The organism is Undibacterium sp. FW305-107, from assembly GCF_058788535.1.
The window spans coordinates 31,952-45,220 of the sequence record NZ_JBYTAV010000016.1 but is presented as its reverse complement, the minus strand read 5'-3'; the positions used below and the strand labels follow the sequence as shown (position 1 = coordinate 45,220).

Annotated in this window: 9 protein-coding genes; 6 read left to right on the top strand and 3 right to left on the bottom strand. The window is 50.4% G+C overall.

All coding sequences use genetic code 11. The annotated features are described in order from the left end of the window. Nucleotides 1–61 precede the first annotated feature (61 nt). The 3 genes from AC3WQT_RS26600 to AC3WQT_RS26590 form a co-directional block, all read right to left on the bottom strand. A complete protein-coding gene (locus AC3WQT_RS26600) occupies nt 62–2,860 on the bottom strand; it encodes an Ig-like domain-containing protein (protein WP_492708688.1) in 2,799 nt (932 codons plus the stop codon). A gap of 516 nt (nt 2,861–3,376) precedes the next feature. Then, nucleotides 3,377–3,874 carry a protein-tyrosine phosphatase family protein gene (locus tag AC3WQT_RS26595; RefSeq protein ID WP_492708686.1) on the bottom strand — a complete coding sequence of 166 codons (498 nt, stop codon included), beginning with the start codon at nt 3,872–3,874 and terminating at the stop codon, nt 3,377–3,379. A gap of 33 nt (nt 3,875–3,907) precedes the next feature. Next, complete coding sequence (locus tag AC3WQT_RS26590; RefSeq protein WP_492708684.1) at nt 3,908–5,695, bottom strand: DUF885 domain-containing protein; 1,788 nt, start codon at nt 5,693–5,695, stop codon at nt 3,908–3,910. A gap of 213 nt (nt 5,696–5,908) precedes the next feature. Here AC3WQT_RS26590 and AC3WQT_RS26585 point away from each other — a divergent pair, with 213 nt between their 5' ends. The 6 genes from AC3WQT_RS26585 (at nt 5,909) to coaBC (ending at nt 13,220) form a co-directional block, all read left to right on the top strand. Then, nucleotides 5,909–7,057 carry a methyltransferase gene (locus tag AC3WQT_RS26585; protein WP_492708682.1) on the top strand — a complete coding sequence of 383 codons (1,149 nt, stop codon included), beginning with the start codon at nt 5,909–5,911 and terminating at the stop codon, nt 7,055–7,057. Nucleotides 7,058–7,125: 68 nt separating this feature from the next. Continuing rightward, on the top strand, nt 7,126–7,341 hold the full coding sequence (locus tag AC3WQT_RS26580; protein WP_241458797.1) for a hypothetical protein: 216 nt from the start codon (nt 7,126–7,128) through the stop codon (nt 7,339–7,341). A gap of 138 nt (nt 7,342–7,479) precedes the next feature. Then, entirely contained in the window at nt 7,480–8,457 is a 978-nt protein-coding gene (locus AC3WQT_RS26575; RefSeq protein WP_492708680.1) for a bifunctional riboflavin kinase/FAD synthetase, read from the top strand. A gap of 66 nt (nt 8,458–8,523) precedes the next feature. Further along, the gene (ileS, locus tag AC3WQT_RS26570; RefSeq protein ID WP_492708678.1) at nt 8,524–11,388 is read left to right on the top strand and encodes an isoleucine--tRNA ligase; all 2,865 of its coding nucleotides are present in this window, start codon (nt 8,524–8,526) and stop codon (nt 11,386–11,388) included. Between the two features lie 81 nt (nt 11,389–11,469). After that, nucleotides 11,470–11,997, top strand: coding sequence for a signal peptidase II (gene lspA / locus AC3WQT_RS26565; protein ID WP_492708676.1), 528 nt, complete (start codon nt 11,470–11,472; stop codon nt 11,995–11,997). A 17-nt stretch (nt 11,998–12,014) separates the two neighbouring features. After that, nucleotides 12,015–13,220, top strand: a complete 1,206-nt coding sequence (gene coaBC, locus AC3WQT_RS26560) for a bifunctional phosphopantothenoylcysteine decarboxylase/phosphopantothenate--cysteine ligase CoaBC (RefSeq protein ID WP_492708787.1) — start codon at nt 12,015–12,017, stop codon at nt 13,218–13,220. The last annotated feature ends 49 nt before the right edge of the window (nt 13,221–13,269 follow it).

Below are 13,269 nucleotides of genomic sequence, written 5' to 3'. Positions count from 1 at the left end.
CACCATAAAAAAACCGCCGGACTCGGCGGTTTTTTCTACTACTGAGCCAGCTGACAGCCACTTATTGCGCAATCAGCGATATATCATCAATCAGGAAAGATGTCGCCGTCACACTACCTTCAACACCAACAAAATACACACGTATGGTCTGGCCTTTATAACTGCTCAGATCAAAGGTTTTGTTGAGGTAGGTCGTACCCTTGTTCAGGTTCGAATAAGTCGCCAGGGTTGCCAGTACCGTGCCACTGCTGTTTTGTATTTGCAGTTTCAGAGTATCGTAAGCCTGTGTCGTAGTAGTCTCAGCTGAACTGATCTTCAACCAGAAACTCAGGCTGGCGGATGTGGCAGCAGCAGGGATAGTCACTTGTTGATACAGGGTGTCAGTGTGGGCACTGCCGTAGCCATTGAGCCAGGCCTTATAACTACCTGTACGTGAGACTTCTGATCCGCTGTTGCTGATGACACCTGAACTGGCAGTCCATGAACTGGCGCCACTCTCGAAGCCGCCATTGGTAATCAACTGTGTAGAGGTACTGTTATTGACAGTAAAACTCACGGTAGAAGAAGTACCAATATTATTGGCAGCATCATAGGCTTTGGCAACCAGACTATGCGTACCATTCGACAAGGTCGTTGAATTCAACGTCGCTGAATACGGTGAAGTTGTGCTGGTTGCCTTCAATGTACCGTCAACATAAAACTCAACTTTAGTGACGCCTACATTATCTGTCGCTGTAGCTGACAGAGTAATGTTACCGCTAGTACCACTTTCACTGGCCGACACGGTAGGTGCAGTTGTATCACTGACAGGGTTATTGATGGTGAAGCTGATTGCCGATGAAGTACCAACATTGTTGGCAGCATCATAAGCCTTGGCGACCAGGCTATGGCTGGCGTTGGTCAGGCTCGTAGAGTTCAGTGTCATGCTGTAAGGCGTACTGGTGGCTGTGCCTTTAAGTGCATTGTCAACATAGAACTCAACCTTGCTGACACCGACATTGTCCGTCGCATTGGCAGACAGTGTGATAGTGCCGCTGGTGCCTGATTCACCTGCACTGACCGTAGGTGGCGTGCTATCTGTACTATTCGATTGCGTAACCCAGATCGGTGCAGACCACAGGATTTTACCGTCATCCTGCGTGATTTTTGCATAGTAAAAATGCTCACCCACTGCCGGAGTAATCGTCGTCGTCGCTGTATTCGACAACTGTGTCACCGTGCCATTGCGGCCTGGTACACCTTCATAAATCACCACGGTAGAAACAGTACGGCCACTGGTGTTGGCAAAATTGCTGACCAGGGTCAAGGCACCACTATTCGTGAAACGCTCGCCCATGACGTGACCATTCGCAGTCAAAATGATTTGCGAATTCTTGTCCATGGTAGCGAAGATGCGGCGGGCTTTTAAAGCATCCACAAAATTCGTGGTATTTAATGCCGCACCGTTTGCCAATAAAACACCTGTGCGATTGGTATAAGAAGCCCCCCAGTTGGCACAGTGGTTATCCTGGTCTGTCGTGAAAGCGATGTGGAAGCCTGCTTCCAGTGCCTTGTTACAAGCACCTTCATATGTGCTGCGACTGGTTTCTGTCTCTGTCGTATTGGTAGAGAAAGCGGAAGTATTCAAGACTTCGCAAGCAACCATGGCCTGGTCGCCATCTGCAGTATAACCGAATGCAGTTCCACCCACCAGGAACTGTCCGCTGCTTGAAGGGTGATTAAATTGCCCTACCCAGCCACGCTGACGCATCAATGTATACAGCCCGGCATAATCGTTTTTTGTTGTCAGCGTATCAGCGAGCAACTGGTTGCTGCTGTTGTATTCCCAACCCAATAATTCATTGGAATTGAAAATATTCATGTGGCCACCATTATTGATGACACCCCACTCCAGGCCATAAATGCCCAGGAAACCGGCGTGGCTGGAATTGAAGCTATTCGCAGCGGCAAGACCAGATTGATACAGGTTTTTGGCAGTAGCCGGAGTAGCTGATGCGTTGGTGCCGTCAGAACCATCGTACATATGGTTATGTTCTGACGTCATCAGGAAATCCAGCCCTTTGTTCAATGCATACTGGTATGCATCCGTCGGGCCATAGGCAGCTGATTGCGGGTTTTGCGCACCGGTACATGAAGTCAGCTCACCACCACCATCACTATGATTGGTCTGGCTGTGCAGGTTGCCGTAATAGATAGTGTAAGGCAGTGAACCTGTTGCTGGTGCCGGCGGTGGCGCCATGCCTGCTACTGCCTTGGTAGCAGCAGTGGATGAGGCAGCAAGGGCTTTGCTGGCCTTGGTCGGCAAAGCAGCAAAGCTTGGCATTTTTGGCGCGGCCAGCTTACCGACTTGCAGCGGCCAGGATTGGGTAATAATTTCTGTATCATGAATTGCCAATGCACGCTCGACTGTGCTGGCAACGTCACCAGCAGGAGCAGCTTGCATGGCTGATGTGTCCGTTGCCTTGGCCGTCAGCCTGACTTGATAGACGCCGTCCTTCAATGCCGCGCCTGTAGGGCTACGGCCACTCCAGAACATTTGCGCGTTGACAGTTTTCTTGAAAAGTTTTTCTGTACCATACCAGCGGTCAACTACACGTCCGTCCGCGCCCAGCAATTCCAGACGCCAGGTGATGGTCTGTTCTCTGGTGACATAGGGATATTCGAATTCCATCGTGAAATAACGGGATTCGGCACCGGCTTTGGCATCAGAGCGATATGGCACGTGCAAGCTTGCCTCAAACTCATGATGATCCGGGATGGATGCGTAGGCAGCTTCCATGCCAGCAAAACTGACCGTAAAAATAAGACTGAGTTGCAATGCCAGCACTTTTAGCTTGCTGGCTTTTTGTAGACCTTGCATAAAAATATTCCCCCTGAATGATTAATCATTAATATTCATATATGTGACCGTCTCACACATATCCTCATTCAGTTGAAATCATCAAAGCAGAGTCATACTTTGCCTGCGCGCATTCCATCAGGAACACGCCTCTCTCGCTTCTTTTTCTTCAGCCTCTGTTCAGATATCCGTAAGCAGCCATTCTTGTACAGCTCTACTATTCTTCTTACCACCATGCTGTTTGCAGCTTTCAAGAAACGAGATTTAACGACAGTTATATTAAGCAATCGTTTGCGCAAACGATTACTAGATTAACATCCGCACATGTCAGTTTTGTTACCAAGGTTTGACTTTTTTTAACAAATTTGTGAAAAAACCACTCTTACTTATCTGTTTTGTGCATTTTTACGACTTTTGCACCACAATTTTTGTGGACGCACCAAAACAGACGAGCGAATATTTTTCCAAGAGAAACTTAAATTTCCAAAGGGAAATATTTAGCTATGTACGCACAGAAATCCGGGAGAAATTTGAAATTCAGGTACGCAACGCAGCCTGATGTTTCTTCAACCAATCAATTTGTTCGTCGGTATCTGGAACCGTAATACCGCGCGCTTTGCTGACCGCGGCCAACGCTGCGATGGTATCCAGTCCATGCCGGATCAGGATTGCTGAAGCAAGCAAGCCAGTCCGCCCTATCCCCGCACGGCAGTGGACGACAGTATTGCTTCCGTTGAGAATATCATCATGCAATTGCGTCACCAATTTCTGCGTGGCAGAAAAAGAAGATGGCAGGCCCCTGTCCTTGATAGGAAAATGCACAAAATCGATCTGATTTACTACACATAAGTCTGGTGCAGTCTGCAAACCCAAGTCGCGTATTTCATGGGTCTCTAGCAACGAGACTAGCCTGTTGATACCAAATTGCGCAATCCCGCGAAATTCATCTTCTATCCATTCGCCCGCAACAGGTTTAGCCATAACTGCCAGAAAGCCTTTACCAATCTGGGTAACTTCATAAATATCGGGGCGCATGGATAGAATTTTTTAACACGAAAAAGTCAGTTTTTATTTCGTTACATCTTTCAACATCAGCTTCTTGATCATGCCCACAGGCGCACTGCCATAGCTCAGGAATTGCTCATGGAATTGCTTGAGCTTGAATTTGTCGCCCTGCTGTTTTTTGAGTTGCTCGCGGAATTCAAGTATCTCGCTATATCCGCTGAAATAGCTGGTAAGTTGCACAGATGTGTATTGCACCCGCAACCATTTGCCATCGGCTTCTGCCTTGGTCTGGAAAGCCTGGTTCATCAAGAAGTCTTTGGCTTCTGCTTCGGTCATGCCCAGCACATGCACTTGATAATCGAGGATGGTATTGCAGACCGCACGCAAGTTCCATTTGTAATACATGAGCCACATCTCTGGTGTATTGTCGCCATAGCCTGACTCCAGCATCATGCGTTCGCTGTAGACTGCCCAGCCTTCTATCATGGCTCCATTGCCGAACAGGGTCTTGATCACTGACGGTGATTTATTTGCATGTTGCAATTGCGTGTAATGACCAGGAATAGCTTCGTGGATATTCAATATCTGCAAGACCCAGTGATTGTATTCACGCAGCGTGCTTTCAATTTGTTCAGCAGGCTGGCCATCAAAAGGGGTGACGTTATAATAGGTTTTATCGTTAGGCCTGAAGATGCCAGGCGCCTCGATAGAGGCAAGGCTGACACCGCGCTGATATTCTGGCGTTTCGCGCACGACCAGTGGCTTCTTCAGATCAAGGCTAACCAGATCATGTTCGCGTATCCATTTCTCCAACTGGGGCAATTGCTTACGGATTTCAGGGTACAAGTCTTTTGCTGCCACATGTTTTTCAGACAACTTGTCGATCACCATGGCAATCTTCTTGACACGATCAGCAGGCTTGGCTTGCGCACCTATGGTTTTATCCCAAAGCTGGTCGGCCAGTTTCTCCATATTGTCGTGCGCTTCGTCCCTGGCGGTCAAAGCACGCTGGTAAGTTTGCTCTGCTGTCAGTGAGGACTGGATATCTGCAGTGAATTTACCTTCATACAAATCTTTGCCTATGCGGAAAGTACGGGCTGTTGCCGGATCGAGTTTCTTTTCCAGGTCTTCAAGAAATTGCACATAGTCATTGACGGCGGCACGTGCATTTTTTAAACCGTCTTCCAGCGCTTGCTTGTCTTTGCCCGCGAGCTTCTCTTGTGCGGCTGCTTTTTCCAGCCCTGCCAATACTGTGATGGCACCGGCGCTTTGCTTGATCGCCAGTCGGGTATGTTCAGGCGTAGGGTTTTTGATGCTGGCTTTGGCCGCCGCATAATATGCTGGCACGGCTTGCAGGCGCTGTATCGCTACCAGTACTCTCTTCGCTTTTGGGGCAAAATCAGTATTGAGGATGGCATCAAAACTGCCCGCGATATTATGCTGGGTAGGGTTCCATTCAAATTCTCGAAATTGCGTCAGATACCAGCGTGCACCATTCAGGTAGTTGCGTATCAACGCCAGGTCAGTCTGCTCTTTTGCGGACAAAGCATCGGCATCCACCTTGCCCAATTGCGCCAGCCAGTTATCGGCAAAAGCGACATAGGCATCACGGGTAGCCTGATTTGGCAATACCAGTTTATTGGCATCCTGATAGCGACCTGCCGCCATCGCCATGTCCGGGTCTTGTTGCCACAAAGCGGCGAGGAAGGCTGTCTTTACCTGGGCAAAACCCTGATCAGCTTTCTTGCTGACGGCTACCGGCGCAGAGATAGCAGACATGCTGTAAGGGGTAGCAAATACAAAAGAAGACAGCAAAGTGACTAGCAAAACAGGACGAAATGGAGTTGGCATGGTAGGTGTCTCACAGGCTTAATATATTAAGAAGCATGAGGTTAACATAAGATTGTGCCTGGCAGCTGTATTTTTTACTTTGCCCTAAATAAGGGAATTCACGAGCAAAACCTTGCGCACCCTCAGAGAGCTCTCATCCGGTCAGCATTCTTTGTTACACTCCAGCCTTGGCCAGCTACTGGCAAACCCAGCACCATCAACAAAAAGAAAAATATGAACACCCCCACCCCTGCTTTGCAATTGCACTGGACAGAAAACGACGAAGCGCGCTCATGCCGCTGGCATTCCGAGAGTGGTGCACCAGCACCCAAGCGTGTGCAGATTGCCGATGACCGCATGAATGTGGAAACAGCCTATAAGCTGGCCTGTGAAGGTACTGCCCTGCTGTGGCGTGGCGACTATCACAATGCCAAACAACTATTGCAGGCGCTGGCACGCCGTATCGATAAAAAGCCAGCCAGGGCCAGCAAAAAAGCCAAAGTGCCCGAATCTGCAAAAGAAGCATTCAATCTGCACCGCCAGGCACAATCACAAAGAGCACGCGTGCTGGCCATGGTCTTGATACCCTTTGAAGCTGACTACCGTATCACCCTGCGTCGTGCGCCGGATGTAACGCAAGCCTGCCGCGAAGTCTATGGCGAACCAAGCACGGCCTTTGTGGCTTCCTTGCGTGAATTGCTGGGCTTGATCGGTGCGCATGAATGGCGCAAGAATGGCGTTGAGATCGCTGCTCTGGGTGCAAAAATCCATCCTTACTATGGCGTGTTCTCACCTGTACGTGGTGAATACATAGACTTGCTGGCAAAAGCCCCGCTACCATCAACCACACTGGCTTTTGATATCGGTGTGGGTACGGGTGTACTGTCAGCCCTGCTGGTCAAGCGTGGTGTCAAAAAAATCGTGGCTACCGACCAGGACCTGCATGCCCTCGCCTGTGCCCGCGAAAACATAGACAGACTGGGTTTGTCCGGCCAAATTGAATTAGTACAGGCAGACCTGTTCCCGCCTGGTCGTGCACCTCTGATAGTTTGCAATCCGCCATGGTTGCCGGCACGCCCCAACTCACCAATAGAATATGCTGTGTATGATCCTGACAGCCGCATGCTGCGCGGCTTTCTGGCTGGAGTGGCAGAACACCTGGAACCACAGGGCGAAGCCTGGCTGGTCATGTCTGATTTTGCCGAACACCTGGGCCTGCGTACTGCCGCAGAGTTGCAAGGCTGGATAGATGCAGGTGGCCTGACAGTAGCTGGCAAGATGGACATCAAGCCGCGTCATCCAAAATCAACCGATGAAAACGATCCCTTGCATGCTGCGCGCGTTAAAGAAGTTACTTCATTGTGGCGTTTAAAATTAAAATAGTATTTGTGGTCAGTGAATACCAAAGTACTGACTAGCAGAATTGATTAATCGTTTAGAAAATTAGCATCATGATCAACAAACCCGCCCGCATCCTGACCTTTAAATGCAAAAATTGCAGCAAATCCGTTCAGGTTTTCTTGCAAAAAGTTTCTGCCTGCTCACATATTCAGCCTTACCAAGGCATTTGCAGCTGCGGCGAGATCATGAAACATGCGACTGGCAACAAGGAAGCCGTTGCCTCCTATCTGAGCTCCAATGATGTTTTGTGGTCACATCATCATTGATTCACACGCTAAATGCTGAGAAATGGGATGATTTCACGAATTAATCCCTTGTGAAATTTGCATTTTCACCTCAGGTCAGGTCTATAGCCAGACGAAAGCATTTATAATCTACGGCTTTGCAGCAGTTTTCTGGAAACAATGAAGGTATTTCGCGGACTTCCAAATGCAGCCTCCCGCGCACCCTGTGCGCTGGCGATAGGCAACTTTGACGGCGTACATCTGGGTCACCAGACTTTGCTTGCCCGTTTGCGGGATGCCGCCACACGTCTTGGCATAGAAGCTGCCGTAATGACATTTGAACCACATCCGCGTGCATTCTTTGCGCAGATGCAGGGTGACTTGTCGAAAGCTCCCACACGCATCGCCAATTTGCGCGACAACATGGCTTCTCTGCAGGCTGCAGGTGTAGACAGAGTGATCGTTGAACATTTCAATGCCCACTTCGCATCTCTGTCGCCACAAGACTTCATAGAAAAAGTGCTCGTCGATGGCCTGCACGTCAAATGGGTCATGGTCGGTGAAGATTTTCGCTTTGGTGCAAAACGTGCTGGCGATATCGCTACATTGACTGAAGCGGGACAGCGCTTTGGCTTTACCGTTGAAACCCTGCCTTCAGTACAAAACAAGGGCGTGCGCATTTCTTCATCTGCGGTACGCCTTGCTCTTGCCAATGGCGATTTTGATGAAGCAGAAGCCTTGCTGGGCCACCCATACCGTATTTCCGGCCATGTGGTGCACGGCCAGAAGCTGGGACGCACCATAGGCTTTCCTACGCTGAACCTGCGTATCGCGCATCACCGCCCAGCCTTGAATGGCATCTTCATCGTGCAGGTGCATGGCCTGGCAGACCAGCCTTTGCCAGCCGTTGCCAGCCTGGGTGTACGCCCTACTGTCGATGACAGCGGCCGCGTGCTGCTGGAAACCCACGTATTTGATTACAGCGGCCATGCTTATGGCAAAGTCGTGCAGATAGAATTCTTGAAAAAACTGCGTGATGAAGAAAAATTCATCGACTTGCCTACCCTGACTGCGGCCATCAACAAGGACGCTAACCAGGCTCGTGCCTATTTTGCTGATAGCCACCGCCCTGCCCGCTCTGCCACTGACCGAATTTGAAGCTCACACATTGTTAGTTGTAATTGCCTGTGACTTCATCCCGATTTTAAAAATAGAAAACTCATTATGTCTGAAAACAAAGCGGCAAAAACTGCCAGTAAATACCCGGTCAACATGACCGAAACAGCTTTCCCCATGCGCGGCGACCTGGCCAAGCGTGAACCCAAGTGGGTCAAGGAATGGCAAGACAAGAAGATCTATGAGCGCGTGCGCAAGGCGTCTGCCGGTCGCCCGAAATTCATCCTGCATGACGGCCCACCATATGCCAACGGTGATATCCATCTGGGACATGCCGTCAACAAGATCTTGAAAGACATGATCGTCAAAGCCCGCACCATGGCTGGCTTTGATGCGCCGTATGTACCTGGCTGGGATTGCCACGGCATGCCTATCGAAATCCAGGTTGAAAAACTGTTTGGTAAAAACCTGCCAGTGGCCGAAGTACATGCCAAGGCACGCGTGTATGCAAATGAGCAGATAGAAAAACAAAAAGCTGGCTTCATCCGTCTGGGTGTTTTGGGTGAATGGGACAATCCCTACAAAACCATGGCCTTTGGCAATGAAGCCGACGAATTGCGCGCACTCGGCAAATTGCTGGAAAAAGGCTATGTCTATCGCGGCCTGAAACCAGTCAACTGGTGTTTTGACTGCGGTTCCGCCCTGGCAGAAGCTGAAGTCGAATACGAAAACAAACGCGACCCTTCCATCGACGTCGGTTTCCCGTTTGCCGAACATGACAAGCTGGCTGCCGCCTTCAAGCTCGACAAACTGCCACTGGACAAAGGCTATTGCGTCATCTGGACCACGACGCCATGGACCATCCCGTCCAACCAGGCGCTGAACATGCACCCGGAAATCACTTACGCACTGGTCAAGACCCAGCGCGAAGGTGAAGACATCCTTCTGATACTGGCGAAAGATCTGGTTGAAGCCAGCCTGAGCAACTACGGCCTGACAGGTGACATCATCGCCACTTGCCTGGGTGCGGATTTGTCTGAAATCAAATTCAAGCATCCATTGTCAGCTCTGGACGCGGGCTATGACCGTTTTTCTCCAGTCTATCTGGGTGAATACGTGAGTACAGAAACCGGTACCGGCGTGGTCCACTCTGCGCCAGCTTACGGTATCGAAGATTTTCAGTCATGCAAGGCGCATGGCATGAAGGATGACGACATCATCGCCCCAGTCATGGGTGATGGCAAATTTGCATCCAGTCTGCCTTTCTTTGCTGGCATGACGATCTGGGAAGCATCCAAACCTATCTGCGACAAGCTGCGTGAAGCGGGTACCCTGTTTTCATTCAAGATGTTTGAGCATAGCTATATGCATTGCTGGCGTCATAAGACACCTATCATCTACCGCGCCACTTCACAGTGGTTTGCCAGCATGGACAATACGCCCAAAGCGGGTGGCGACAGCTTGCGCCAGACAGCATTGAAAGCCATCGATGAAACTGCCTTCTTCCCGGCGTGGGGCAAGGCACGTTTGCATGGCATGATCGCCAACCGTCCTGACTGGACCTTGTCACGTCAGCGTCAATGGGGCGTGCCTATGGCCTTCTTCCTGCACAAGGAAACTGGCCAATTGCATCCACGTACACCAGAGCTGCTGGAACAGATCGCCAAACGCATAGAGCAAGAAGGTATAGAAGCCTGGCAAAAAATCGAAGTTGCTGATTTGCTCGGTGACGAAGCTGCCATGTATGTGAAGAACCGCGATACGCTGGACGTGTGGTTTGATTCTGGCGTAACGCATCAGACTGTATTGCGCGGCTCACATAAAGAGCAATCAGCTTTCCCGGCAGACCTGTATCTGGAAGGCTCAGACCAGCATCGTGGCTGGTTCCATTCCTCACTGTTGACAGCGTCCATGCTGGATGGCCGCGCACCTTACAAAGCTTTGCTGACCCATGGCTTCACGGTTGATGGCGATGGCAAGAAGATGTCCAAGTCTTTGGGTAATACACTGGCACCACAAAAGATATCTGACACCCTGGGTGCTGACATCTTGCGTCTATGGGTAGCATCATCTGATTATTCGGGTGAACTGTCTATCTCTGACGAAATCCTGAAACGTGTGACTGAAGCTTATCGCCGCATCCGTAATACCTTGCGCTTCTTGCTGGCTAACACTTCTGATTTTGATGTAACAAAAGATGCTGTTGCAATCAACGAATTGCTGGAGATAGACCGCTATGCAATCGCCAATATGGCTGCATTGCAAAAAGATATCCTGGCTCATTTTGAGGCATTTGAATTCCACCCCGTGGTCAGCAAATTGCAATCATTCTGCTCAGAAGACCTCGGTGGTTTCTATCTCGACATCCTGAAAGACCGCTTGTACACCAGCGGCACGACTTCGCATGCGCGCCGTTCTGCGCAAACGGCGATCTGGCATATCACGCAATCATTGCTGCGCCTGATGGCACCAATGCTGTCTTTCACCGCAGAAGAAGCATGGCAATTCTTTGCCGCTGCCGATGCATACAAAGACAGCGATGAAACCATCTTCACGCAAACTTATTACAGCTTGCCTGAAATCGCTGATGCTGAAGCCTTGCTGACCAAGTATGCAGCCCTGCGTGCAGTGCGTACGGATGTGACCAAGCAACTGGAAGAAGTACGCGTGGCCGGTGGCATAGGTTCATCCTTGCAGGCAGAAGTGACGATCAAGGCCAGTGGCAGCAAATTCGATGTACTGAACAGCTTTGCCGATGACTTGAAATTCACCCTGATCACTTCCGCAGCAGGCGTGGAACAGGTTACCAGCGAGGCAGAAGAAACCGTGCTCGTTACCCCATCCAAGTACGAAAAATGCGAGCGTTGCTGGCATTATCGTGCGGACGTAGGTAGCAATGCTGAGCACGCTGGTCTGTGTGGCCGTTGCGTCAGCAATCTGTTTGGTGCTGGCGAAGCACGTCGCTTTGCATAGTAAAAATGTTGCTCCGCAGGTGGGTCAGGTATAAATCTGAACCACCTGCATTAATCAAGACTTCACAAGAATTCAATTCCCATGGCGACCAAAAAACGTCCTGCAGCATCAAATAATTCTTCAGGTGCCAAGTCCTCTGGTTCCAGCCTGATACCCTGGCTAGGTCTGGCTGCCATCATTATCTTGTTGGACCAGGTCACAAAGATCACGATCAGCAAGGCCTTTGCCTATGCCGAGACTTTGAGCATTACCTCATTCTTCAATCTGACCCTGGTGTACAACAAGGGAGCAGCTTTCAGCTTCCTGGCCGCTGAAGCAGGCTGGCAGCGTTATTTTTTTACCGCTATCGGTTTGATCGCAGCCGCGTATATCACTTACTTGCTGAAACGCCATGCGGGACAAAAATTGTTTTGCTCTGCATTGGCCCTGATCATGGGTGGTGCACTCGGCAATGTTATTGACAGGGTGATGTACGGTCACGTCATCGATTTTCTGGATTTTCATTACCTGGAAATTTATCATTTCCCGGCATTTAACATCGCTGACAGCGCAATTTGCGTAGGTGCGGCATTATTCATATTAGATGAATTACGCCGCGTCAAAAAATAAGGAATAGCATCATGAGTCTGCGACTGGCTGGTAAAAAGATCGTTCTGGGCCTGACCGGTGGCGTGGCCTGCTACAAGATTGCAGAACTGACCCGGGCGCTAAGCAAGGCTGGTGCCGATGTACAGGTGGTGATGACAGAATCTGCCACCCATTTCATCACGCCAGTGACCATGCAAGCCCTGTCTGGCAATACGGTATACACCGACCAGTGGGATGCGCGCATCAATAATAATATGCCGCACATAGACCTGACGCGGGACGCTGATGCCATCGTTATTGCACCTTGCAGTACGGATTTTATCTTCAAGCTGGCACATGGTGCATGCAATGATTTACTGTCCACCCTGTGCGTTGCCCGCCCTGCGAACCTTCCACTGCTTGTCGCCCCGGCCATGAATGTCGAAATGTGGCAAAACCCTGCCACCCAACGCAATGTGCAACAGATCAAGGCAGATGGTATACACCTGCTGGGCCCGGCTGCCGGCGACCAGGCTTGCGGCGAAACCGGCATGGGCCGCATGCTGGAGCCCGATCAATTGCTGACCGAAATCATTGCGTCCTTCCAGGCCAAGACGCTGGCAGGCAAACATGTATTGATCACTGCCGGCCCTACGTTTGAGCCGATAGACCCGGTACGCGGCATCACCAATCTGTCGTCAGGCAAGATGGGTTACGCGATTGCGCAGGCAGCGTGGGAAGCTGGTGCCATCGTTACCCTGGTGTCTGGCCCTACCGCGCTGGATGCACCGTATGGCGTGCGCCGCGTCGACGTGCAAACTGCCCAGCAAATGTTTGACGCAGTCGTGACTCAACTGAAGCAGCACAAGCAGGATGTGTTTGTTGCCGTTGCTGCAGTAGCTGACTGGCGTGTTGCCAATGCCAGCACACAGAAACTGAAAAAGACCAGTGAAGGCGATGCGCCGCAACTGCAATTTGCGCAAAACCCTGACATTCTGGCCAGCGTCGCGGCCATGCCGAATGCACCATATTGCGTGGGCTTTGCTGCAGAATCAGAAAACCTTTTGCAGTACGGTGCTGCCAAACGCCAGAAGAAAGACGTGCCTCTACTGGTTGGCAATATCGGCCATCATACCTTTGGCAAGGATGAGAACGAGCTGGTGTTGTTTGACGTGCATGGCCACACTACCTTGCCACGCGCCGACAAACAAGTGCTGGCTCAACAACTGGTGGCAGAAATCGCCTTGCGCTCCAGCCTCATTTAAATCTTCCATACCTGCTCAAAGAGTAACCGTTCTTTGAGCATTATTTTTT